23 protein-coding genes, 1 pseudogene and 1 riboswitch are annotated in these 21,790 nt (G+C 70.2%); of the genes and pseudogenes, 8 read left to right on the top strand and 16 right to left on the bottom strand.

The window, feature by feature from the left end; translation table 11 throughout:
- Positions 1-34 precede the first annotated feature (34 nt).
- The 3 genes from pheA to C4V41_RS17685 are packed head-to-tail and all read right to left on the bottom strand — an operon-like array spanning position 35 to position 2,637.
- Complete coding sequence (pheA, locus tag C4V41_RS17675) at positions 35-955, bottom strand: prephenate dehydratase (RefSeq protein WP_103956968.1); 921 nt, start codon at positions 953-955, stop codon at positions 35-37.
- 34 nt (positions 956-989) lie between these two features.
- Entirely contained in the window at positions 990-1,409 is a 420-nt protein-coding gene (locus C4V41_RS17680; RefSeq protein ID WP_103956969.1) for a DUF4446 family protein, read from the bottom strand.
- Positions 1,410-1,431: 22 nt separating this feature from the next.
- The gene (locus C4V41_RS17685; protein WP_235030191.1) at positions 1,432-2,637 is read right to left on the bottom strand and encodes a glycosyltransferase 87 family protein; all 1,206 of its coding nucleotides are present in this window, start codon (positions 2,635-2,637) and stop codon (positions 1,432-1,434) included.
- Positions 2,638-2,695: 58 nt separating this feature from the next.
- On the opposite strand from C4V41_RS17685, the gene C4V41_RS64230 reads away from it, so the two are divergent.
- Complete coding sequence (locus C4V41_RS64230) at positions 2,696-4,906, top strand: hypothetical protein (protein WP_235030192.1); 2,211 nt, start codon at positions 2,696-2,698, stop codon at positions 4,904-4,906.
- A gap of 190 nt (positions 4,907-5,096) precedes the next feature.
- Here C4V41_RS64230 and mptB read toward each other — a convergent pair.
- From mptB to C4V41_RS17705, 3 genes and pseudogenes are all read right to left on the bottom strand, one after another.
- Positions 5,097-6,269, bottom strand: a pseudogene (gene mptB / locus C4V41_RS64235) (polyprenol phosphomannose-dependent alpha 1,6 mannosyltransferase MptB); the annotation flags it as partial.
- A 23-nt stretch (positions 6,270-6,292) separates the two neighbouring features.
- Positions 6,293-7,036: a glycosyltransferase family 2 protein gene (locus tag C4V41_RS17700; protein WP_103956972.1), complete on the bottom strand. Its 744-nt coding sequence runs from the start codon at positions 7,034-7,036 to the stop codon at positions 6,293-6,295.
- Between the two features lie 31 nt (positions 7,037-7,067).
- Entirely contained in the window at positions 7,068-7,415 is a 348-nt protein-coding gene (locus C4V41_RS17705; RefSeq protein ID WP_103956973.1) for an STAS domain-containing protein, read from the bottom strand.
- A gap of 307 nt (positions 7,416-7,722) precedes the next feature.
- Here C4V41_RS17705 and C4V41_RS17710 point away from each other — a divergent pair, with 307 nt between their 5' ends.
- A complete protein-coding gene (locus tag C4V41_RS17710; RefSeq protein ID WP_235030193.1) occupies positions 7,723-8,010 on the top strand; it encodes a hypothetical protein in 288 nt (95 codons plus the stop codon).
- Between the two features lie 8 nt (positions 8,011-8,018).
- Here C4V41_RS17710 and C4V41_RS17715 read toward each other — a convergent pair whose 3' ends face one another.
- Complete coding sequence (locus tag C4V41_RS17715) at positions 8,019-9,122, bottom strand: sensor histidine kinase (RefSeq protein WP_103956975.1); 1,104 nt, start codon at positions 9,120-9,122, stop codon at positions 8,019-8,021.
- Positions 9,122-9,820 (bottom strand): response regulator transcription factor, encoded by a 699-nt coding sequence (locus C4V41_RS17720; RefSeq protein WP_103956976.1) that lies wholly within the window; start codon positions 9,818-9,820, stop codon positions 9,122-9,124. Before C4V41_RS17720 ends, C4V41_RS17715 begins: the two co-directional genes overlap by 1 nt.
- A gap of 95 nt (positions 9,821-9,915) precedes the next feature.
- Here C4V41_RS17720 and C4V41_RS61860 point away from each other — a divergent pair, with 95 nt between their 5' ends.
- From C4V41_RS61860 to C4V41_RS17730, 3 genes are all read left to right on the top strand, one after another.
- Positions 9,916-10,089, top strand: coding sequence for a hypothetical protein (locus tag C4V41_RS61860; RefSeq protein ID WP_160150314.1), 174 nt, complete (start codon positions 9,916-9,918; stop codon positions 10,087-10,089).
- Positions 10,086-10,286, top strand: a complete 201-nt coding sequence (locus C4V41_RS17725) for a DUF6412 domain-containing protein (protein ID WP_103956977.1) — start codon at positions 10,086-10,088, stop codon at positions 10,284-10,286. The genes C4V41_RS61860 and C4V41_RS17725 overlap by 4 nt, the downstream gene beginning before the upstream one ends.
- Before the next feature lie 78 nt (positions 10,287-10,364).
- On the top strand, positions 10,365-11,006 hold the full coding sequence (locus C4V41_RS17730) for a YidC/Oxa1 family membrane protein insertase (protein ID WP_103956978.1): 642 nt from the start codon (positions 10,365-10,367) through the stop codon (positions 11,004-11,006).
- Here C4V41_RS17730 and C4V41_RS17735 read toward each other — a convergent pair.
- Positions 10,990-11,421: an ATP-binding protein gene (locus C4V41_RS17735; RefSeq protein ID WP_235030194.1), complete on the bottom strand. Its 432-nt coding sequence runs from the start codon at positions 11,419-11,421 to the stop codon at positions 10,990-10,992. The genes C4V41_RS17730 and C4V41_RS17735 overlap by 17 nt on opposite strands.
- Positions 11,422-11,563: 142 nt before the next feature.
- Complete coding sequence (locus C4V41_RS17740) at positions 11,564-13,432, bottom strand: ATP-binding protein (RefSeq protein WP_103956980.1); 1,869 nt, start codon at positions 13,430-13,432, stop codon at positions 11,564-11,566.
- 95 nt (positions 13,433-13,527) lie between these two features.
- Here C4V41_RS17740 and C4V41_RS17745 point away from each other — a divergent pair, with 95 nt between their 5' ends.
- On the top strand, positions 13,528-14,100 hold the full coding sequence (locus C4V41_RS17745; RefSeq protein WP_103956981.1) for a methylated-DNA--[protein]-cysteine S-methyltransferase: 573 nt from the start codon (positions 13,528-13,530) through the stop codon (positions 14,098-14,100).
- A 64-nt stretch (positions 14,101-14,164) separates the two neighbouring features.
- Here the strand turns inward: C4V41_RS17745 and C4V41_RS17750 are convergent, their stop codons facing one another.
- From C4V41_RS17750 to C4V41_RS17760, 3 genes are all read right to left on the bottom strand, one after another.
- Positions 14,165-15,520, bottom strand: a complete 1,356-nt coding sequence (locus C4V41_RS17750) for a purine-cytosine permease family protein (protein WP_103956982.1) — start codon at positions 15,518-15,520, stop codon at positions 14,165-14,167.
- A riboswitch (TPP riboswitch) is annotated at positions 15,511-15,624 on the bottom strand. (Overlaps the previous gene by 10 nt.)
- A 68-nt stretch (positions 15,625-15,692) precedes the next feature.
- Entirely contained in the window at positions 15,693-16,016 is a 324-nt protein-coding gene (locus C4V41_RS17755; RefSeq protein ID WP_103956983.1) for a rhodanese-like domain-containing protein, read from the bottom strand.
- Positions 16,013-16,447 carry a winged helix-turn-helix transcriptional regulator gene (locus C4V41_RS17760; protein ID WP_103956984.1) on the bottom strand — a complete coding sequence of 145 codons (435 nt, stop codon included), beginning with the start codon at positions 16,445-16,447 and terminating at the stop codon, positions 16,013-16,015. The genes C4V41_RS17755 and C4V41_RS17760 overlap by 4 nt, the downstream gene beginning before the upstream one ends.
- A gap of 49 nt (positions 16,448-16,496) precedes the next feature.
- Between C4V41_RS17760 and C4V41_RS17765 the strand changes: the two genes are divergently transcribed.
- Entirely contained in the window at positions 16,497-17,942 is a 1,446-nt protein-coding gene (locus tag C4V41_RS17765) for an MFS transporter (RefSeq protein WP_103956985.1), read from the top strand.
- A gap of 288 nt (positions 17,943-18,230) precedes the next feature.
- Here the strand turns inward: C4V41_RS17765 and C4V41_RS17770 are convergent, their stop codons facing one another.
- Both C4V41_RS17770 and C4V41_RS17775 read right to left on the bottom strand, forming a co-directional pair.
- Positions 18,231-19,109 carry an Fpg/Nei family DNA glycosylase gene (locus C4V41_RS17770; protein ID WP_103956986.1) on the bottom strand — a complete coding sequence of 293 codons (879 nt, stop codon included), beginning with the start codon at positions 19,107-19,109 and terminating at the stop codon, positions 18,231-18,233.
- 51 nt (positions 19,110-19,160) lie between these two features.
- Positions 19,161-19,766, bottom strand: a complete 606-nt coding sequence (locus C4V41_RS17775) for a TenA family protein (RefSeq protein WP_103956987.1) — start codon at positions 19,764-19,766, stop codon at positions 19,161-19,163.
- 23 nt (positions 19,767-19,789) lie between these two features.
- Between C4V41_RS17775 and C4V41_RS17780 the strand changes: the two genes are divergently transcribed.
- Complete coding sequence (locus C4V41_RS17780) at positions 19,790-20,431, top strand: GOLPH3/VPS74 family protein (protein ID WP_103956988.1); 642 nt, start codon at positions 19,790-19,792, stop codon at positions 20,429-20,431.
- Positions 20,432-20,482: 51 nt separating this feature from the next.
- On the opposite strand, the gene C4V41_RS17785 is transcribed toward C4V41_RS17780, so the two are convergent.
- Entirely contained in the window at positions 20,483-21,493 is a 1,011-nt protein-coding gene (locus C4V41_RS17785; protein WP_235030196.1) for an LCP family protein, read from the bottom strand.
- Between the last annotated feature and the right edge of the window lie 297 nt (positions 21,494-21,790).

Raw genomic sequence — 21,790 nt, forward strand, 5'->3', positions numbered from 1 at the left:
ACGGAGGCGCCCCGCCCCTCTATTACACCGGCCGTCAGACCCGGCCCGCGCGGATCCGCGCCAGCCAGTCGCCCGCCTCCGCGAACTCCGGATCGGACGTCCCCCGCTTGATCTGCGGCGCCAGCCCGTCGGCCCGCGGATAGCTGCCCAGGAATCGCACCTCGCCGCAGATGCGGTGCAGCCCGGCGATGGCCTCACCGACCCGGGCGTCGGCGACGTGCCCCTCGAAGTCGAAGTGGAAGAAGTAGCGCCCGATGCCGTCGCCGGTCGGCCGCGACTCGATGCGCGTCAGGTTGACCCCGCGCACGGAGAACTCGGTCAGCATCTCCAGCAGCGCGCCCGGGTGGTCGTCGGCCAGGAAGACCACCAACGTGGTGCGGTCGGAGCCGGTCACCTCCGGCAGCGGCCCTGGGCGGCTCACCTTGACGAACCTGGTCACGGTGTCGGATCTGTCGCCGATGTCGGGGGCCAGCTCCACCAGCCCGTAGTGCTCGCCGGCGATGCGCGCGGCGATGGCGGCGTCGTAGGGCGAGCCGGGCAGCGAGACCTCCTGGGCCGCGGCCGCCGTCGAGGGCGCGGACACCACGACGGTGTCGGGCAGCTCGCGGGCGATGAAGGAGCGGCACTGGGTGATGGCCGCCGGATGGGTGTAGACGCGCTTGATGTGCGGGATCTCGACGCCGGGCCGGGCCAGCAGCGAGAACTGCACGGGCAGCAGCAGCTCGGCGTTGATCACCAGCGGCTCGCCCCAGGCGAACTCGTCGAGCGTCGTGGTGATCGCGCCCTCGATGGAGTTTTCCAGGGGCACCACGGCGCCGTCGGCGTCGCCACCGCGGGCCGCGTTGAGCGCCGCGCTCACGGTGGCGCAGGGCACCCGCTCGGCAGTGGGGTCGAGGAGCCGCAGGGCCTCTTCGGTGAAGGTCCCCTCAGGGCCGAGATAGGCGAGTCTGGGCATGCCTCCAGCGTATCCACAGCTCGGCGGAATCCCTTCACAACGTCCCGGAGGCCCTGGACGGGATCAGCGGCCCGAGACCCAGCCTGGCCCCCCGCACCGCCTCTTCCTCCTCGGGCGAGAGCTGCTGCTGCCCCTTGCCGCCGACCACGGGCCGCACGTACGTACGGGTCTCGCTCCGGCCGTTGATGGAGGTCAGCACGATCCCGTCGCCCAGCCCGTTGATCATCGCGACCGAGAACGACAGCCGCCCCGTCATCTCCGAGAGCGCGTCGTAGCGGCACACGGCCACGTCTCTGATGGCCTTGAGATCGTTGCTGCCCTCGCTGCTCTGCCGGGCGAGCAGACGCTGGCAATCCTCTACGGCGGCTTTGGCCTGACGCAGTGCCAGATGTCCGATCAATACGCCACTGACCCCGGCCACGACACCAACGATGACCCATGTGGTAATGAGCACGGCACAGAGGGTAACGGCTAAGTCAGGCGATCTCCCTGCGTTTGGGCAACCAGGACACCAACAACCACACGAGAGCCAGTGCCCCGAGCCCGAAACCGTTCTGAACGATCTTCCCCAGCACCACGCTGACCACCGGGATGTCGGCCGCCTTCAGGGAAACCCCCCACCAGGGGACCGGCACCACGTAGTAGAGCCACACCCCGGCCGCCACCCGCAGCCTGACCGGGTCGCGCCCGTCGCCGACGATCGCGCCGAGCACCACGACCACCCAGGCCAGGTGGTGGATCCAGGCCACCGGCGAGAGCAGCACGGCCATCAGCCCGACGAGCGCGACCGCGGTGATCGCGTCACCCCGCCGGTACGCCTCCCGCGCCCCCCGGAACCCGTACCAGCCGACCGCGGCCACGATCACCGCCCAGATCACGGTCGTGAGCGCGTCGGGCATGTACAGCCGGATCAGCATCCCGCGGATCGACTGGTTGGTGGTGGCCGCGTTCGAGCCGAGGCGTTCGGGGTCGAGCAGCGCCGAGAACCAGAAGTCGGCCGCGTCCTGCGGGATCACCGCGAACGGCAGCAACGTCAGCACCGCCGCCGCGAACACCGCCATGAAGAACGTCCGCCACTGCTTGGTGATCAGCAGGTGGATGAGGAACACCCCGGGGGTCAGCTTGACCGCCGTCGCCAGCCCGATCAGGAACCCGCGCGGCCACCAGGGCCGCTTGGCCACGCAGTCGGCCAGGCAGAGCGCGACCAGCAGGATGTCCACCTGCCCGAACCGCACCTGGTCCCTGATCGGCATCAGGTACGCGCACGCCACCATGAGCAGCCCGAACGCCCACGGCACGTATTTCCGCAGACTCTCCCGCCCCAGCACCTGCCGGAACGAGAACCCCACGGTGACGGCCAGCGCGACATAGATCCCGGCCGTCCACACCCACTGCGCCGTCTCCCACGACATCCCGGCCAGCGCCACGGCCAGCATCGCCGCCACCGGCGGATACGTGAACGGCAGCAACTGCGGCGCGGGCGTGAAGTAGTCGTACACCGGCCGCCCCTCAAGGAGCATCTGCCCCCCGGTGCGGTAAACGTCCAGGTCGACCAGCCGTTGGTCGTCGGGATTGGTGAGCCACCCGTGCACCAGTGGCGCCACCGCCGCCGCGACGGCGAGCGCCACGACCGCCCACGCCCACCACTGCCGCCGGTTGACCCGCACCTCGCCACTTGTCACGGTGTGGCACGTTACCGTGGCTGTTGATTGTCGAGGGGCAGACACTGGGGGTCCGTACATGCCGAACGCCACACCGCACCCGCCCCAGGGCCGGTACGGCGCGCTCCGCCATGCCCTGCGCGCCCTCGTCGTCATCCTGCTCCTGGCCATGACCACGTCGGTGTTCCCGGCGGAGGCGAGCGCCGCGGGCCGGGTGGCCCTGATCGGCGTCCCCGGGCTGCAGTGGAGCGACCTCGGCCAGCAGGCCACGCCCAACCTGTGGCGCCTGGTCGGCGAGGGCGCCTCGGCGTCCCTGTCCACCAGGGCCGTGCCGCCTCCTGACCGCGGCATCACCTGCCCCATGGCCGGCTGGCTGACGATCTCGGCGGGCCAGCGGGCGGGCACTCCCGTCAGGGGCTGCCCCGCGCCGCCCGCTCCCCAGGGTGGCACCGTGCCGGGCTGGGGCATGCTGGCCGCGTACCAGGCGGAGACCGGCTACGACGCCCAATTGGGCACCCTCGGTCAGTTGGTCGTGGACAGCGGTGGCAAGGTGGCGGCGGTCGGGCCGGGCGCGGCACTGGCCGCAGCCGACAGGTCCGGAAATATCGCCAATTACGCCCCCACGCTGGACGCCCTCGGCGACCCCGCCGCCTACAACCTGATCGTCTTCGAGGCCGCCGCTCTCGCCGGCACCTGGACCCGCCGGCCCCCCGACGAGTTCGGCGTCCCCACTCCCATGCCAACGGCAGACCGCCGCGCGGCCGTGGCGGAGGCGGACCGGCAGATCGGCGCCCTGACCGCCAAGCTCCCGGCCGGCACCACCGTCCTGGTGGCGGGCGTCTCCGACGTGACCCCGAACGCCCATCTGCACGTGGCGATCGCGGCCGGCGAGCCCTACCCGCACGGCTTCCTGACCAGCACCTCCACCCGCCAGGACGCCCTGGTCGCGATCACCGACCTCACCGCCACGACCGTCCAGCTCCTGGGCCTGCCCGCCTCGCGGGCGATCGTCGGCCGGCCCCTTCAGGCCGGGGCCCCGGCGCCCGCGACCCCGGCCGGCACGGTGACCGAGCTGGCGGACGCCGACCTGGCCAGCCAGGTGCTGCGTGACGTACGCGGCCCGTTCTTCACGGTCCTGGTGTCGGTCCAGCTCCTGTTCTACGCCCTGGCCGCCCTCGCGCTCAGACGCCGCCGCACGGACACCGAACGGCACGCGAGCACCTCCAAGATCCTCGTGGCCGTCCAGATCGTCGCGGTGGTCAGCGGCGCCATCGCCGTCTCCACCTTCCTGGCCCAGCTCGTGCCCTGGTGGACGCTGCCGGTGCCGATGCTGTCGGTGATCGTCACGATCCTCGGCATCGCCGGCCTGATCACCGCCGCCGCCTTCGCCGGCCCCTGGCGCGCCCACGTGGCGGGCCCGCTCACCGTGGTGGCCGCCCTCACCTCGGTCGCCCTGCTCCTCGACGTCATGACCGGCTCCACGCTCCAGGTGAACGCCGTGACCGGCTACGAGCCCGTGACCGGCGGACGTTTCTACGGCTTCAGCAACATCGCCTTCGCCGTCTACGCCACGGGCACGATCCTCGGCCTCGCCGGGGTGGCCCAGTGGCTGTTCGGCAAGAACGTGTCCAAAGTCGTGGTCGTCACGGTGTGCGCGCTCTACGGCGGGTTCGCGATCTTCGCCGACGGCTGGCCGGCGTGGGGCGCGGACTTCGGCGGTGTCCCGGCCTTCGTGATCGGCCTGGCCGTCTTCCTCATCCTGCTCTCGGGCCGGCGCGTGTCCCTGCTGCGACTGCTGCTCGTCGGCCTGGCGGGCGCCGGGCTCGTGGGGGCACTGTCCGTGTTCGACTGGCTGCGCCCGGACGACCAGCGGACCCACCTGGGCAACTTCGTCCAGCAGATCATCGACGGCCAGGCGCTGACCGTCATCGCCCGCAAGTTCGGCGCCATGATCGGCGTGACCGTCGGCAACTGGTCGCTGACCCTCCTGTCGCTGGTCGCGCTGGCCTTCCTGTTCCTCGTGCTGGCCCGCCCCTCGCGCTGGGGCGCCCCGGCGCTCGGCCAGGCCTACAAGCTGGCCCCGACGCTCAGAGCGGGCCTGACGGGCGCGCTCACGTGCGCCTTCGTCGGTTTCCTGATGAACGACTCGGGCATCGCCATCCCCGCTATGGCACTGACAGTGGCCGTTCCGCTGACCCTCGCGGCCTGTGTGCGCGCCCTGCAGCTCGCCACGCCCACACCAGCAGGCCCAGAGTCAGAGCCATCAGCACCCACGCGAGCCGAGGCCTGACGACCGTGCTGAGCCACGCGAGGTCCTCGGGCTGCCCTTCCACCCTGGCGGGCAAGTACGCGAGCGACAGCACCAGCAGGTGCGCCACCACGAACCCGTCCAGCGCCGACGCGCCCACCAGCACCAGCATCCCGAGCGCCAGCCCGTCATACCAGGGCAGGATGTACGGCGTCGCGAACACGTAGGCCACCACCAGCGCCGCCGACACGACAGGCGCCTCAAGCCGCTCCGCGCGCCGGAGCAGCGCCCACGCGATGAGGCCGAGCAGCAGCAGCGAGCCGATCTGGATCTGCCCCCGGTAGGCGCTGCCGGTGCCCACGACCGCCTGCAGCCAGCCCTGGACCGGTTTCCAGGGCGAGGCGTGGGAGATCGACTTGCTCGTCCTGGTCATCGGCTCGATCGCCTCGGTGCCGGCGATCGCGTACCCCACGATCACCACCGCCACCGCGCAGCCCGCCACGAGCGCCAGCCGCGCGGGCCTGCGCCGCAGCTCCCAGGCCGGTCCGAGGGCCACGAGGCCCGCGTTGACCTTGACCGCCACCCCCAGCCCCAGCAGCACGCCGGAGCCGACCGGCCGGCCTCTGGCGAGGAGCGCGGCGACCATGCAGGCGATCGCGAGCGTGTCGACGTGCATGCCCGCGACGAGGTGGTAGAGCAGCAGCGGATTGGCCGTCCACAGCAGCGCCGCCCGCAGCCGTCTGGCCGGGTCGTCCCTGGTGAAGCGGTCGACGAGCAGGCCCGTCGCGATGAACGCGGCGGCGTTGACCAGGGCCAGCACGAAGATCGTCAGCCGTACCGAGTCACCGCCGGCCCAGCTCGCCACCGCCTGCACGGCCGTCGCCACCGGCCCGTAGACGCTCGGCTCCTCGCGCCACGGCTCCTCCACGGCGTCCGCGATCGGATCGCCCGGCAGGTCGACGGCCCCATGCGTGTACGGGCTCAGCCCGAGCGTCACCATCCGGCCGTACGCCGCGTAGTTGAGGTGGTCGGCGGAGCCCGAGGGCGGCAGGAACGCGAGCAGACCGGCGGCCGCGCAACCGGCGATCACCAGGACCCGCGCGCTCGGCAGACGCGCGCCGACCCGACCCGAACAAGCCAGAGCGGCCAGCAACCCGAGCCCGCCAAGGACGAGCGCGACCGCCGCGAGAGCGATCACCAGGTGGGAGCCGGGCTCGGCACCCAGAGAGTACGGAGGCTGCCAGGCCGGCCCGCTCAGGGCAGGCACCATCGACGACGGGCCCAGGAGCCCGATGGTGATCGTCAGCAGGATCGAGGCGCCGATCGCCACCATGGCGGGCCCGGCGAGCCACCGTCGTGCCTTTTCCAGCCGCGTCTCCGAAGTCACCGGGAAATTCCAGCACATTCGCGTGACGCCCTAGGCGGCGCTCACCGTTTGGGCCGCAGCTTGCCGAGGTTGACGGCGACGACGGGCTCCCGGGCGGCCAGCGCCCGCGCGACGTCGCGCAGTTGCCTGGCCCGGTGCAGTTGGGCCCGCCAGTCGGTGCCCGTGGCCCGGTGCGCCATCTCCACCTCGACCTCGGTGATCCGATAGCCCCTGCGCAGCAGGTCGATGGTCAGCGCCGTCTCGACGCCGAACCCGTGCGCCAGCGGCCGAGCCGCCTCGAAGGCCGCCCTCGTCAGGCAGCGCTGCCCGTTGAGCGGCTGGGCGGGCGACCAGCCGGTGGCCCGGCGGATGCCCTCCTTCGACAGCCGGACGACTAACCCGTGCCCGCCGAGTTTCACCCTGGTCGAGAACACCGCGATCGTCATGTCGGCCGTGCCCGCGCGTACCGGCTCGATGAGGGGCGCCGCGGCCTGGGCCGTGGCGCCCAGGTCGGCGTCGAGGAAGAGGAGGTGGCGCGGGACCGCGCCCTCATCCTCCTCGTCCCTGTCGAGGAGGCGCACGGCCTCGGCGCCCGTCTCCATCGCGGCGGCCTTGCCGCGGTTGCGGCTGTGCCGCACCACCCGGGCTCCGGCCGCGCGCGCCACTCTGCCGGTCTGGTCAGCCGAGCCGTCGTCCACGACCACGACGAGGTCCACACCGGGCAGCGCGGCGGCGGCCTTGACCGTCGCGGCGATGCGGTCGGCCTCGTTCGCGGCCGGGATGACGACCGCCGTGTCGCCGCTCACCGGCGATTACCTCCGAAGGGGTCGAATCCCGTCATGATCCCTCGGCGATGAGGAACTCCTGCGGCACCTCATCATGCACGGTGAACACCGAATCGAGCCCCGTGACCTGCAGAATCTTGCGGACGGCCGGACGCGGGGCGGCCACGTCGAGCGCTCCGCCCTGCTCTTTCATGCGTTTGAGTGCCGACAGCAGCACGTTCATCCCCGTGGAGTCGCAGAAATCCACGGCGGACATGTCGATGACCACCCGGCTAGGCCCGTCCTGCAGGAGCCGAGTGAACTCGGACTGCAGCTGGGGCGCCGTGTAGAGGTCGATTTCGCCGGCGATGGCGACGAGCGCGCACCCGGCATGTGATCGAGTCGAGACCTTGAGCTCCACATGGGCAGGCTAGCGGCGCGAGCGCTTCCGGTCACGTTGTCACGCCGATAGGGGAACCACAGGTTTTTGTCCTCCGTTTGGGCTCCATGAAAACGGAGAGTACGCGAAGCTTGACAGCGTGACACCGGAACCGGCACCGCTTCATGGAGGAGGGGCTGGGGCACGACTGGCGGGCCCCGCATCGATGAAAGCAGACAAACCCGAAGATCCGCAGCGCCAAGGACTCCGAGAACGCCTGGAATCCATCCTCATCCGCACAGAGAAGGCGACTTCATGGCATGACCAAGCGGGACGCCTGCGCGGCCTGGTGAACCACGAAGGCTACGTCCCCATCCGCACCCGGCTCGCCGTCGAGGACCTGGAGTTTCTCGCCGCCGCGCGCGCCGAACTGCTCAGGTTCTCGGAGCTCGGGCTCAGGTTGCTCGATCTCCACCAGCCGCGCGACGCGGGGGGCATCACGAGTGACACCGCCCACCCGATACTGCGGTGCCGGAGCTGCATGTGGCGCTGGCCATGCCCGACATTTCGGGCCATGTCCGAGTCGTTCGGCGCACCTCGGGAGCTGCCCGACACGGCTCTGCCCGAAAGCGCATAGGGCGGGCGTCAGCCGCTGACCATCGGGAGCCGGATCTCGAACCGGCACCCGGGCCCGTCGTTGACGACCTCGATCACCCCGTCGTGCGCCTCCACGATGCCCTGCGCGATGGCCAGCCCGAGCCCGGCCCCACCATCCGCGGCAGGAGTACGAGCGGTCTCCCCCCGGAAAGCCACCTCGAACACCCGCGGCAGGTCCTCCTCGGGAATCCCCCCGCAGCCGTCGGCGACCGACAGGCAGGCCATCCCCTCCGCGTCCACCCCGGCCCGCAGCACCACGGCCCGGTCGGACGGCGTGTGCCTGATGGCGTTGATCACCAGGTTGCCCAAGGCCCGCCCCAGGGCGCCGGCGTCCGCCTCCACCGGCAGTGTCGCGGCCGCCTCGGCCGTGAGAACCACGCCCTTGGCCCGGGCGAGCGGCTCCGCGCCGGCCAGTGTGTCGGCGACCAGGTCGGCCAGCCCGATCCGCGCCCGCGACAGCCGCAGGGCCCCGGCGTGGATCCGCGACAGCTCGAACAGGTCGTCCACCATCGCCGACAGCCGCTCCACCTCCAGCTTGATCTGCCCGTGGTAGCGCGCGACCGTCTCAGGATCGGCGACCACGCCGTCCTCCAGGGCCTCGGCCATGGCGCGCATCCCGGCCAGCGGCGTGCGCAGGTCGTGGCTCACCCACGCCACCAGCTCACGTCTGGCCCCTTCCAGGGCCCGTTCGCGCGCGTACGCCTCCTCCAGGGTGTTCGCGATCGTCTGCAGCTCGGCCGGCAGCCCCTGGGGCGCGACGAACGGCGACTCGCGTACGGCCGCCACCAGCCGCCTGCTCTCGCCCACCACGCGCTTGGACAGCACGAACGCCACCCCCAGTCCCACCAGCCCGCCCACGGCCACCACGCTGAGCACGAAGTCCTTGATGGGCCCTTCGAGCAGCATCTTCATGATGATCGCCACGACCCCGGCGAGCGTGGCCGCCACCGCGACCACCACGACCACGGCCAGCATCACCCCGATGGACCTGGTACGCAGCAGCCACATCACCCCGATGCCCGCCAGCGCCACCAGCAGTCCGAGCGCGGCCGCGACCGCCATCACCATGGGCAGATCGCCGGCCTCGGGCATCAGGAATCGCCCTCCAACGGCTCGTACCGGTAGCCGACCCCCCACACCGTGACGATCCTGCGCGGCTCGGTCGGATCCGGCTCGATCTTCTCCCGCAGCCGCCGCACGTGCACGGTCACGGTGGAGGAGTCGCCGAACGACCATCCCCACACCTGATTGAGCAGCGCGGATCGGCTGAACGCCTGGCGCGGATTGCGCATGAGGTAGGCCAGCAGGTCGAACTCCCTGGCCGTCAGCAGCACCTCGTCGCCCTTGAGGCGTACCTCGTGGGCCCCCACGTCCACCACCAGATCCCCGTCGCGCAGCACCCCGGTGCCGCCGGTGACGGAGGCGCCGCGCGCCCGCCGCAGCACCGACTGCACCCGCAGCGCCAGCTCGCGCGGGCTGAACGGCTTGGTGACGTAGTCGTCGGCCCCGGTCTCCAGCCCGACCACCCGGTCGATCTCCTCGCCGAGCGCGGTCAGCATGATCACCGGAACCGGCCAGCGCTCCCTGAGCTTCCTGCAGACCTGCAGTCCGTCGATCTTCGGCAGCATCAGGTCGAGCACCATGAGGTCGGGCGGATGCGCCAGCGCCCTGCGCAGCGCCTCGACGCCGTCGCCCACGCACTCGACCTCGTGCCCGTCACGCTCCAGATATCGCGCCACGACCTCGGACACGGTCGGGTCGTCGTCGACCACCAGGATGCGGGTGTTCACCGTTTCACGGTACGGCCGTGCCGCCCAGAAGTGACATCCACGTCATTGCTTCGTAAGCATCGCGGATCAACCCACGAGGACGTACGGTTGGCGTCATGAGTAGAGTCGTTATGCTCGTTCTGGGGACCTTGCTGGGTCTCTTTGTGCTGTTCAACTTCATCCTGCCGATGCTGGTAGGACTGATCAAGATCGCCTTGATCATCGGCGTGGTCGCTCTGCTCGTCTTCGTCGCGGTCACCGTGATGAGCAAGTCCTCGCGCTCACATTGACGCAACTGCTGTTCGACCCGTGGCTGGCCGGGATCACCCTGGTGGCGATCCTGCTGCTGGCCACGTGGGCGGCCACGTTGCCGCCCCTCCTCAGCGGTGAGGCGCCGAGCTTCCCGCTGACCTACGCGCGCCGCACGGCCTTCCAGCGCCAGCGCGATCCCGACGCGGCGGGTCGTCCGCGTTCACGAGCCCCATAGGCAAGCCCCGCTTCCAGTCAAGCGGGGCTCCCTCTCGGTGGGCGAGCCCTCGATTCACCTCACGAGGAAACAGGGCTCATGATCGATTCGCTTGTCACGTTCGTCATCGGCATGTCCGGGGGCAGTGCCGCCCTCGGCATCGTGCTGTTCACGCTGGCCGTACGGTTGCTGCTGCTGCCGCTCAACGTCCGCCAGGCCCGTAGCGCGAAGATCCGCGAGAAGCTGGCTCCCAGGCTGCGCGAGTTGCAGAAGCGCTGGGGGCGCAATCCGGAGCGGCTGTCCAAGGAGTTGTCCGCGCTCTACGCCGAGGAAGGCACCTCGCCGTTCGCGGGGTTCATGCCGATGCTGGCGCAGTTGCCGTTCATGTGGCTGATGTACCGGGTGGCCACGCACCCGACGGCACTGGTCGGTCACGATCTGTTCGGGGCTCCGCTGGGTCAGCAGGTGGCCGGGGTGGTGGCCAATTACGGTCTGGTCAGCGGGCCATTTTTGGTCTTTGTATTGGTCATTGCGCTGGTCGCGGCCGTGGCATGGTTCTCCACCCGTCAGATCAAGGTTTCCGAGGAGCAGCCGGAGCTGATGAGGAAGCTCATGCCGCTGATGCCGTACGGCTCGGTGCTGGCCGCGCTCTTCCTCCCGCTGGCAGGTGGGCTCTATCTGCTCGTCTCCACGGCGTGGGCCGTGAGCGAGCGGGCCGTGCTCGCTAGCCGGCCTCTCTGAGCGCCGCCACCTGCCCGTTCACCGATTTGTTGGGGGCGGGCAGGATGGCCCACACCGTCGTCGTGTCCCCGTCGTGCCTGACCCCCCAGCTCTCGGCCACGTATTCCACGATGCCAAGCCCCCGGCCCCCGAGCGAGGACAGGGTCGGGCGGCCCGCCCGCGGCTCCGTGGCCGCACCCCCGTCGCTCACCGCCACCTCGATGTGATCGTCGCTGCGCAGCCAGGCGACGCGCACCATGCCCGAGGGCAGCGGGTGCGCGTGCCGGAGCGCGTTGCTCAGCAACTCGCTCACCACGAGCACGGCATCGTCGATCGCGGCGGTAAAGACCCCACTGTCCTGCAGATCAGTGCTCAGACGCTGGCGGGCGACGGCGACGCTGGACGGCGCGTACGGCAGCAGCACCACGCTTGACACACCCACCTCCCCGTTCCCTGTGCCCCCCGCGGGAACACTCCCCGGTACGACCGAAATGCCCCGTTACTCAATCCCAGAAACCGCATCTCGATCACAGCTTGTACACATTGGACGATAGATCAGCTCAACCGTGACCACCTCGTTACCGCATCGGTGTGTCGGATCCGATAGTGGAAGCACACCTGAGCACGAGTCGCATTCTGGTGCCGCCTCCAGGTCTCGGATGAGCGCTCACATCTCCTCCCTGTGCCCTGGCGAGACTGCGGACGATGTAGAGACCGAGCCCCACTCCACCAAACCGTCTCCGGTCGCCGCTGTCCACCTGGACGAAACGTTCAAAGATCCGCTCTCGGTCAGGCGGGGCGATACCGACTCCCTCGTCATCGACCACCACGACCACGTTGTCGTCTTCCGGCCAGGCGTCGACGCTGATCAGCCCACCCTTGGGGGAGTATTTGAAGGCGTTCTCCAGGAGCTGGCCCAGCACGATGTCGGTGGCGAGCGCGTCGCCGAGCACGTTGGGCAGCCCTTCCGACACCGTCACCTCGACCCGGTGCCGGTCCGAGAGCGCCGGCAGGCCGAGCGTGGCCGCCTGGATCCGCTCGGTCAGGTCGAACTCCTCGATGCGCACCTTGAGCTCGTCAGCGCCCGCTCTGGCGCCCAGCAGGAGGTGGTCCATGAGCTCGCCCAGCGACCTCGACCGCTCGGCGATCGTGTGCACGGCGGCGCGGCGCTCGGGGTCGCCCATCTTGTCCCAGCGCGAGTCCAGCGTGCTGGCGAAGCCCCGCACGATCGTGATCGGTGTGCGCAGCTCGTGACTGGTCGTGGCCAGGAACAGATCCTTGGCCTCCTCCAGTTCCTTGGCCGAGGTCACGTCGCGGAAGTCCACGACCACCTCGCCCGTCTCCTCGATCTGCGCACTCACGACGTCGAGCCAGCGCCCGTTCTCCATCTGGAACGTGACCTTCTCGCCGTCCTGCGGCAGCGGAAAGGGCGGCGGCCCGCCGATGACCGAGTCGGCGGGCAGCGCGGTCAGCCCGGCGGCGGCCGGGTTCCACCGCACGACGCGGCCGACGTGGTCGAGCACGGCGATGCCGTCGGCGCTCGCGTCGAACACGGCCCGCTCGTGCGCCCGCTGACGCACCGCCTCCTGGTAGGCCACCGCGTTGCCGACGGCGATGCCCGCGTGCCCGGCCAGCAGCTCCAGCAGCTCCAGCTCCAGATGCCCGGGCGTGCTGCGGGAGAACAGCGCGTAGAGCGCGCCGTACGGCCGCCCGCCCACGGCGGCCAGGCCCAGCGCGATCGTGTGCAGGCCCTTCAAACGCGCCCACACCAAATCGTCGAGCCCGTTCGACTCGAGCATGACGGTCTTGCCGGTGCGTAAAAGTTTGTCCACCAGGCTCGTCCGCAGCTCGGTGGTGGTGCCTCTGATGGCCTCCGGCAGTTGGTACGTGCTGACCAGCCGCAGCCGATCGCCCTCGATCAGCACGAACCCGCCCGCGTCCGCCCCGGTGAGCTCCGTGAGGCTGGCCGAGATCCGGTCGAGCACGGCCGACAGCTCCAGCTCGGAGTTGATGTCGCCCACCACGTCGGTGAGCCGGCGCACCAGCCTGGCACGGCGCGCCATACGATTTCTGGCCATCTCGTCGGCCTGGGCCGGGTGGTGCACGCAGACGTAGCCCGCCACGGCGCTGCCCAGGCGCAGCGCGCTGATGTCGACCCGCACGTCGAGGGTGACCCCGTCGCGGTGCAGACGCTTGGTGCGCAGCGACACGGGGGCGCCGGTGCGTACGCGCTCCAGCACGGCGTTGTGCTCGGCGCCCAGCTCAGCGGGCACGATCGGCGCCCGCCGCCCGAGCATCTCCTCCGCCGTCCACCCGAACATCCGCTCGGCCGCCTCGTTCCAGACCAGCACGGTCTGGTCTCGGTCGAGTGCCACGACGGCGTTGGGTGCGCCGGCGAGCACAGCGCGAGCGATCTCATCGTCACTACCGGCCCATTCGTCCCCCACACCTCCATAGTGCACGTGGCGCGGTGGGTGCGTCGGGAGATCTGTCCGATACGCTGCGGGCACGGTGATTCCTGACGGGTGGGAGGGGTGAGGGGATGTCGAGCAACGATCTCGATGCCCTGCTGCGGGTGACCTCCAGCACGTACCGGGGTGATACGTCGCCGGACATCGCCTTCGGCACGTACGACGGTGCCGTTGGCCGGCTGGTGCTCGCCGTGACCGGCAAGGGTGTGGCCGCCTGCAGTTTCGAGGCCGAGAACGACGTGTTCGAGCTGATCAACCGGCATGTGGGCCGATACATCGGGCCCGACCCCGGCCGGCTCGACCCGGTGCGCAGAGAGCTCGACGCCTACTTCTCCGGCCGGCTGCGCGCCTTCGCCACGCCGGTCGACCTGGTGCTGGCGACCTCCTTCGCGCGGACGGTGCTGCAGAAGACCATGGCGGTCCCCTACGGCACCACCACGTCGCTGGAGCAGATCGGCGAGAGCATCGGCAGGCCGCGCGCGCTGCGGGCGATCGGCAACGCGCTGGCCTCCAACCCGCTCTGCGTGATCGTGCCCTGCCACCGGGTGGTGCGCGAGGACGGCCAGCTCGGCGACTACGCGGGCGGCGCCGCCGCCAAGCAGCACCTCCTCAACGTCGAACGCCGCGCCTCAGCGGCACGCTAAGGGCCTCAGCGACACGCTCAGCGCTTCAGCGGCACGCTGAGGGCTGAAAACGGACCGCCGCGCCTCAGCGAGCCGCTGAGTCCTGGTTCTGGCGGTTTTGGCGGCTTCGGAGCAGGCCGACGGCCATCGTCACGAGGGCCGCCACCACCGCCGCGCCCAGCGCGCCGTTCATCCACGGCTGCCGGGTGAAGCCGATCAGCTCGCGCACCGACGCCCAGTAGCCGTCCCACGCCGCGACGGTGGGCGTGGAGGTGGTCAGCCAGTAGGCGGCGAAGCCGAGCGCCCACGGCAGCAGCATCGACCAGCGCGAGGGCGCGTCCTCGGCGGTGTTCCAGTTACGCGAGCCGCCGAACACGAAATAGTCCACGGCCAGCACCGCGAACATCGGCACGAACACGGCCCCGATCACGCCCAGGAACGCGCCGTACGAGGTGACATCCACGACGAGGGCGATCGCGATGGTCAGCACGCCGATGGCGACCGAGAAGATCCGCCGGTCCACCCGGGGCATCAGGTTCTGCAGCGAGACCGTGGTGGAGTAGACGTTGGCGAAGGACTGGTCGGTCTCGCGCAGCGCCAGGATGCCGAAGAACAGCGCGCCCAGCGGCACCGCCACGAACGGGCCGAACACCGCCGTGGAGTCGGCGGTCACGGCGGCCGCGCCGGCGATCGCCACCGCGTACACGCCCAGCCCCAGGCAGGCCACCTGCGCCAGCGTGTAGCCGCCGACCACGCCGGTGAACGCGGCCCTGCTCGACCTGGAGTGCCGGGCGAAGTCGGCCGCCACCGGCACCCACGACACCGACAGCGCGATCACGTAGTCGACGGCCGGGGCGAACGCGGTCCACGACCCGCCCGTGTGCGCGGGGGCCTCGGACACCAGGAACCAGGTGAACCAGATCATGGAGATGATGACGCCGATGGTGACGTAGCGGCGCAGGATCCGGACCGAGCCGAGCGGCCAGATCGTGAGCGCGGTGGTGAGCAGCCCCGCCGCGACCACCCACACCTGGTACGGCACGTCGCCGAAGATCGCGGTCGCGGCCTTGGCGATCACCCAGAGCTCGAACGCGCCCCAGCCGAGCATCTGCACGATGTTCAGCGCCGTGGGCACGTACGACATCCTGGCCCCGAACAGCCCCCGGAGCAGCACCATCGCGGGCTGCCCCGTCTGCGTGCCGGGAATGGCCGACAGGCCCACCATCGCCGTGCCGATCAGGCTGCCCACCACGGTCGCCACCAGCGCGGCGACCAGGCTGAGCGGGGCGTTGCCGAGCGGGTTGAGCAGGAACAACGCCCCGGAGAAGCCCAGGAGGCTGACACCGAGGTTGGCCCAGAGCGCGCCCTGGTCGAGCACGCCCAGGGTCTTCGGTGGCCTGCCTTCGAGAGTCAGCGGAACTTCGTCGACGGCATGCGACATCGCACACTCCCTACGCCGGCATTACCCGGACAGGTTCAGGCGGTCGGCAGCGGATCAGTAGCTGCCCTCTCAGCCCGGCACCCCGAGCTCCCGCGACGATCTGTAGTTGGCGCCCTCATCATGCCCCAATGCCGGAAAATCCGCCACAGGGGCCGGCCACGAAGGGCGACCGTCAGGCCACGAAGGGCGGCTGCCCGCTCTCGCTGACCATCGGCCGGCGCGCGTATTCCCATGACTGCATGCCGCCGCTGACGTTGACCGCGTCGCGCCCGAGCTGGTTGAGCCAGGCCGCGACCTGCAAGGACCGGCCGCCCACCCGGCAGACGACGTAGATCCGCTGGTCGCTCGGCACCTCCTCCACCCGGCCCTGGATCTGGGTCATGGGGATGTGCACGGCGTCGGGAGCGTGGCCGGCCAGCCACTCGTCCTGCTCGCGGACGTCGAGCAGGTAGGCGTCGGCGGGGACGGCGCCGGCCTCGATCTCAGGAACGGTCATGACTCCATCATCTCGCGCCTCGCGTCGTACGCGGCACGCGCGGCGGCGATCTCCTGCTGGTGCTGCTCGGTCCATGTGACCAGGCTCTTGATGGTCTCGTGGAGCGTGCGGCCGAGCGGCGTCAGCGCGTAGTCCACGCGCGGCGGCACGACGGCGTGGACCGTGCGGCTGACCAGGCCGTCGCGCTCCAACTGGCGCAGGGTCACGCTGAGCATGCGCTGGCTGACGCCGTCGATCTCGCGGCGGAGCTGGGTGAAGCGCAGGCTCTGGCAGTCGAGCAGGGCGATGACCAGCAGCGACCACTTGTCCGCGACGCGGTCGAGGATCTGGCGGACCTCGCAGTCTTCCCTGACGTCCCACTGCCGTACGTCGTAGTCGTCGTCCACGGTGCCTTCGCAGTAACCGAGTGATTTAGAAGTGCCGTCTTCCATGACATTTCATGATGGCCAATGATGTGGATGGTTACAAGAGATAACCGACATGCCAAGAAGTAACCGGGGGTTTGTTGTGTCTGTCCCCGCCCGTTCCTGGGGCGTACTGATCGTTCTTTGTGGCGCCATCTTTCTTGAGGGCATCGACGTCGCCATGCTCAACGTCGCCCTCCCGTCGATCCGGGCCGACCTGGGGCTGTCCACGGGCATGCTGAGCGGGGTCGTGAGCGCGTACGTGCTCGGCTACGGCGGTTTCATGCTGCTCGGCGGCCGGGCGGCCGATCTGCTGGGGCGGCGGCGGATGTTCCTGTTCTGGCTGGTGGTGTTCCTGGCCTTCTCCGGGCTGGGCGGCTTCGCCACCGAGGGCTGGATGTTGCTGCTGGCCAGGTTCGTCACCGGGGTGGCCGCCGCGTTCATGACACCGGCCGGCCTGTCGCTGATCACCACGACCTTTCCCGAGGGCCGACAGCGCAACCGCGCCCTGCTCATCTACGCCGGCACGGCGGCGGGCGGGTTCGCGCTCGGGCTGGTGATCGGCGGCCTGCTGACCGGCTTCGGCTGGCGCTGGGTCTTCTTCGCGCCTGTCCTGCTGTCGCTGGTCATCCTGCTCGCCGCGATCCCCCTGCTCAAGGAGCCGGCCGGCGGCCGTCCTCCCGTCCAGGGCTTCGACGTGGCGGGCGCCTTGAGCATCACGGGCGCGATGATGCTGCTGGCCTATGGCGTGGTACGCCTGGAGCACCCGGCCGACGGCTGGCCCCTGACCGTCGCGGCCTTCGCCGGCGGCCTGGCGCTGGTGGCCGTCTTCGTGGCCATCGAACGCCGCTCCGCCAGCCCCCTGGTCCGCCTCGGGCTCTTCAGGTCGGCTCCACTCGTCCGGGCGAACCTGATGGCCGCCCTGCTCACGGCCTCGTTCTTCGGCTTCCAGTTCCTGATCACGCTCTACCTGCAGGAGCTGCGCGGCTGGTCCACCATCCAGACGGGCCTCGCCCTGCTCGCGGCCGCCGCCGACGTGGTGCTCGCCCCCACTCTCACGCCGTGGCTGGTCAACCGATTCGGCAACGCCAAGGTGGTGCTCGGGGGGCTGCTGTCAGGTCTGCTGGCGTACGCGCTGTTCCTGGGGGTGGGCCTGGACTGGGCGTACGCGGCCATGCTGCCGTCGATGCTGCTGATCGGCCTGATGTTCGCCTTCGTCTACGGCCCGCTCACGATCGTCGCCACGGACGGGATCGCCGAACACGAACAGGGTTTGGCCGGCGGCCTCATCAACTCCTCATTCCAGTTCGGCGCGGCCCTGGGCCTGTCAATGGTGACCGCCGTGAACGTGGCCGCCCTGGGCACCGCGACAGGCGCCGCGGCGGGCCTCGAAGCCATGCGCACGGCCCTGGCGGTCCCCGTCGCGGCAACGCTCCTGGCGGCGATCATCTCCATCACGGGCCTCCTACGCACCCGCGCAACCACCCAGCCGTCTGAGGACCGAGTCCCCCTCAACGCCTGACCACCACCGGCCTCGGCCCTGGAGCGCCCGAGGACCACCACCCCGGGGCACGCCAGCGGCCGAGCACCACAGATCGCCCTCCGCCACCTGCGCACCCGCGCCGGGCGCTCCGGCAACCGCGCACCGCCAAGCCCCTGCACTCCGCCACCTGCGCACCATGAGCCGAGCGTCAGTCGCGCCGAGCACCATCGCCTCCGCCCCTCCCTCACCCTTCTTCGAAAGGACCCCGCCGAAGTGCGGTGGGAGAGGACGGGAAGGGAAGTCAGGGTGACGAGCGGAAAAGAAGGGCTACTTCAGCAGCTTGGACATCCGCCGATCGGCCAGCGGTTTGCCGCCGGTCTGGCAAGTGGGGCAGTACTGCAACGACGAGTCGGCGAACGACACCTCCCTGATCGTGTCGCCGCAAACGTCGCAGGGCTGCCCCGCCCGGTTGTGCACGCGCAGCCCCGACTTCTTCTCCGCCTTGAGGTCCTTGGCCGCCAGCCCATGGGCGCGCTCGACCGCGTCGGCCAGCGTCGTCACGATGGCCTCGTGCAGGTCGGCGATCTGCGCGTCGGTGAGCGTGGCCGCGATCTTGAACGGGGACATCTTGGCCGCGTGCAGCACCTCGTCCGAGTAGGCGTTCCCGATGCCCGCGATGACCTTCTGGTCGCGCAGGAGCCCCTTGATCTGGGTGCGGTTGCCGCCCACGATGCGCTTGAGGGCGGCGACGGTGAAGGACTCGTGGAGGGGGTCGGGGCCGAGGGCGGCGACGCCGGGGACATCGTCCGGATTTTTCGTGACATAGACGGCCAGCCGCTTCTGCGTCCCCGCCTCCGTCAGCTCGAACCCGGGCGCCAGCCCCTCATCGTCGGGCGCCAGCCGGACGCGCACCGCGAGAGGCCCCTTGCCGGGCCGCACGGGCTTGGCCCCAGAAAGGTCGTCGCGCCAGCGCAGCCACCCCGCGCGAGCCAGGTGGATGACCAGGTGCAGGCCGTCGCAGTCGAGGTCGAGGAACTTGCCGTGCCTCGTCACCCCGGTGATCGTCAGGCCGCCGAGCGAGGTGACCGGCGGATCGAAGGTCTTGAGCGCCTGGAAGCCGACCACGTCGACGCCCAGGACCGTACGGCCCACCGCCCGCTCGCGCAGGAAGTGGGTGAGCGACTCCACTTCGGGAAGTTCCGGCATGCCCTCAGCGTACGGCGCGCCACCGACTGTCCACAGCCTGGGGAAACCGAGCTACGGCACGTCCCAGAAGGCCAGCTCATGGGCCATGCCCTCGGCGAACAGCGCCTCGGCCCGCGCGGGGTCGGGCGCGGCCTCGTCGATCATCTGCCCGATGCGCACGGTGAGCGCCGCGAACCCCGGATCCGCGTACGTGTCCACCCAAGCCCGATATCTCGGCTCAGCGGGCGGATTCTCCGCCAATATCCGCCCGAGGTTCGAATATCCCCACATACACGGATAAAGCGCTGCCAACCCTTCCCCATACGACGCCGCCGACTCCAGCAGGAAGGCCGTGTACGCCGCACACGCCGGCCCCTTCACAGCCCCCTCCAGATCGGCCCCGAACTCGGCCGACATCGACCGATGAAGGCTCAGCTCGTCGTGAAAGGTGGTGTGCGCCAGGTCCACCAGGTCGCCCAGGTGCGCGTCCGGCGCCTGCCAGCCCAGCCGCGCGAACACCCGTACATAGTCCAGCAGGAACAGGTAGTCCTGCTCCAGCCACGACCTGAACACCGGCTCCGGCAGATCCCCGCGCCCGATCCCGGCGACCGTGGGGTGCTCAAGCTGGGCCTTGAGCAGCGGACGGCCGATCGCGTGCAACTTTTCGGCAATGGTCATGGCTGGGAGGTTAGTGTCGAAGTATGCGTGTGACGATCGCCGAAGAGCTCCTCCTCCTCGCCCACAACGAGAAGGAGGGCCGGCAACTGATCAACTCCATCCAGCTCGACCCGGCGCTGGCCGGTGCGATCCTGGCCGAGCTGGCCGTCAACGGCCGGGTGGAGCTGACCGAGAAGAAGCTCACGGTCAAGGATCCGACCCCGCTGGGCGACGCCGAGCTGGACGCCACGCTGGCGCGCATCGTGGCCGACGGCAAGGACAGGACCCCCTCCTGGTGGGTCCAGCGGCTGCAGTCGCACAAGCTGCGCCACCGCCTGCTCGAACGGCTCGCGGACGCGGGCGTGCTCACCGAGGAGCGCGGCAAGGTGCTCGGCATCTTCCCCACCAGGCGCTGGCCTGAGGCGCAGCCCGGCGTGGAGGCCGACATCAGGGAGCGGATCTCCGCCGTCCTGGCGGGCGCGGAGCCCGACCCCCGCACAGGCGTCCTGATCGCCATCACGAAGGTCGTCGGCCTCACCCGCAAGATCTTCCCCAACGCGAGCAAGGAGCGCGTCAAGGAGATCACCGAGGGCGCCTGGGCCGCCGAAGCGGTCGCCAAGACCATCGCCGCCATCAACGCGGGAGTGGTCATCACCACCACGGTCACCGTGGTCGCGATCAGCTGAAAAGGAGGGCGGGCACCCGGCAGGGCGCCCGCCCGAGGAAGTCAACCTGTGTCAGTTGGCGTCGAGGATCTCCTTCGGCACCGGCTTGTCCTCCTTCAGCGCGTTGAACAGCACCAGCGCCTTCGCCCGATCCCACTTGACCGCCGTTCCGCCACCCGGGATGACCTCGTTACCGCCGAACGGCACCACCGTCGTCACCGGGCTGTCGCCCATGGCCAGCCCCAGCGACAACATGTTGAACACCCCGGTGCCCGAGTCGACCTGGACCGCGTCCGTGGCGCTCATCGCCAGCGGGATCGAGGTGAACGGGTTGATCAGCACCCCGGGGCTCGCGGCCTTCTTCACGACCGCGCCCAGGAACTGCCGCTGCCGCTTGGTCCGCTCGAAGTCGGGCAGCGCGCCGCCCTTGCGGGTGCGCACGTAGCCCAGGGCCTGGGAACCGGTGAGCACCTGGGTGCCCTTCTTCAGCTTGAGGCCGGCCTTGGGGTCGTTGACGGCCGCCCGTACGTTGATCTCGACCCCGCCGACGGCGTCCACGATGTCCACGAAGCCGGCGAAGCCGATCTCCATGTAGTTGTCGATGTGTACCCCGGTGACCGTCTCCACGGTCTGGACCAGCAGTTTGCCGCCGCCGATCGCGTACGCGGAGTTGAGCTTGTCGCGCCCCTTGCCCGGAATCGTGACCGCGGAGTCGCGCGGCAGGCTCACCAGGGTCGGCTTGTCGCCACCGTCCGGCAGGTGCAGCAGCATCATCGAGTCCGTACGCCGCCCGACCGCCTTACCCGTCGCCAGCTTCTTGCGCTCGGCGGCGGTCAGGCCCTCGCGGCTGTCCGAGCCGACGAGCAGCCAGTTGGTGCCCGGAGTGTCGGCGACACGGCCCTCGTAGTCGTCCAGCACGCCGTCGATGCCCGACAGCCGCGAGTCGATCCAGAAGAACATGCCCACGGCGGCCACCAGCAGGGCCACCAGCACGCCGGCGACGATCACTGAGATCGTCTTCCACGAAGGCAGCCTGCGCGGCCCTCTGGGCGGCTTGTCGGACGGCTCGCGCCGCGCCCGCATTGGCTTGACGGGGCTGTTACCGGATCGTTCCCGGCCATAGACCCGCGAACTCGACCTCGGCGGCTCGCTCCCTGAAGTCACGCTCGGTGGCGGCTCGGGAACCTGGGAGGCGGCGGGAAGCTTGTGCGTCGGCGCACCCGGCCCTCCTGCCGGGACCCGGTGAGCAGGTGCTCCGCCAGAGCGCTGGCCGTCACCTGGCCGCGGTGGCAGCGGTCGGCCATCGCCTGGTGAGCGCATCGCCCGCGTCCGGTCGTCCTCAGACACTTCGCCTTCTTCCCTTCGGTTGTCATAGACGCT

Source organism: Nonomuraea solani (assembly GCF_900108335.1).
Taxonomy (GTDB): domain Bacteria; phylum Actinomycetota; class Actinomycetes; order Streptosporangiales; family Streptosporangiaceae; genus Nonomuraea; species Nonomuraea solani.

Coding starts and splice junctions, on each gene's coding strand:
- pheA (WP_103956968.1), bottom strand. CDS start 955: ATGCCCAGACTCGCCTATCTCGGCCCTGAGGGGACCTTCACCGAAGAG.
- C4V41_RS64230 (WP_235030192.1), top strand. CDS start 2,696: ATGCCGAACGCCACACCGCACCCGCCCCAGGGCCGGTACGGCGCGCTC.
- C4V41_RS17715 (WP_103956975.1), bottom strand. CDS start 9,122: ATGCCCGAGGCCGGCGATCTGCCCATGGTGATGGCGGTCGCGGCCGCG.
- C4V41_RS61860 (WP_160150314.1), top strand. CDS start 9,916: ATGAGTAGAGTCGTTATGCTCGTTCTGGGGACCTTGCTGGGTCTCTTT.
- C4V41_RS17730 (WP_103956978.1), top strand. CDS start 10,365: ATGATCGATTCGCTTGTCACGTTCGTCATCGGCATGTCCGGGGGCAGT.
- C4V41_RS17745 (WP_103956981.1), top strand. CDS start 13,528: ATGTCGAGCAACGATCTCGATGCCCTGCTGCGGGTGACCTCCAGCACG.
- C4V41_RS17750 (WP_103956982.1), bottom strand. CDS start 15,520: ATGTCGCATGCCGTCGACGAAGTTCCGCTGACTCTCGAAGGCAGGCCA.
- C4V41_RS17755 (WP_103956983.1), bottom strand. CDS start 16,016: ATGACCGTTCCTGAGATCGAGGCCGGCGCCGTCCCCGCCGACGCCTAC.
- C4V41_RS17760 (WP_103956984.1), bottom strand. CDS start 16,447: ATGGAAGACGGCACTTCTAAATCACTCGGTTACTGCGAAGGCACCGTG.
- C4V41_RS17765 (WP_103956985.1), top strand. CDS start 16,497: ATGCCAAGAAGTAACCGGGGGTTTGTTGTGTCTGTCCCCGCCCGTTCC.
- C4V41_RS17770 (WP_103956986.1), bottom strand. CDS start 19,109: ATGCCGGAACTTCCCGAAGTGGAGTCGCTCACCCACTTCCTGCGCGAG.
- C4V41_RS17775 (WP_103956987.1), bottom strand. CDS start 19,766: ATGACCATTGCCGAAAAGTTGCACGCGATCGGCCGTCCGCTGCTCAAG.
- C4V41_RS17780 (WP_103956988.1), top strand. CDS start 19,790: ATGCGTGTGACGATCGCCGAAGAGCTCCTCCTCCTCGCCCACAACGAG.
- C4V41_RS17785 (WP_235030196.1), bottom strand. CDS start 21,493: ATGCGGGCGCGGCGCGAGCCGTCCGACAAGCCGCCCAGAGGGCCGCGC.